This is a genomic window from Devosia indica (assembly GCF_003056405.1).
In the GTDB taxonomy this organism is placed as follows: Bacteria; Pseudomonadota; Alphaproteobacteria; order Rhizobiales; family Devosiaceae; genus Devosia; species Devosia indica.
Genome location: NZ_PYVZ01000061.1, coordinates 1 through 284 on the forward strand (window position 1 = coordinate 1; position 284 = coordinate 284).

Annotated in this window: 1 protein-coding gene; it reads right to left on the reverse strand. The window is 55.6% G+C overall.

What is annotated here, in order from left to right:
* Window positions 1-284, reverse strand: a 284-nt coding sequence (locus DDE76_RS19990; protein ID WP_245892093.1) for a hypothetical protein, incomplete at both ends; no start/stop codon positions are given.

Genomic DNA, 284 nt, shown 5'->3' on the forward strand with positions numbered 1-284 from the left:
AATGCCGCCACGTGAATGGTCCATGGCCAAGGCGCAGTTCGCTGTAATCTTCGGCGAGCGCTTCATCCGAGCCATGGCGGCGTAATATGCAATCGCCCGCCACACACGAAATTACTGACAGTCCCCAATCTAGCGGGGTGCGAAGTGCAAATGCCCGAACTGCGGCAAAGGCTGGCTCTTTCATCACTACCTTGAGCAGCACGACAATTGTGCCGTCTGCGGTGAGCCGCTTGCCTATTATAAGGCTGGCTTGTTCCTGCCTTTCGTGGTCGTGACGTTTGTTA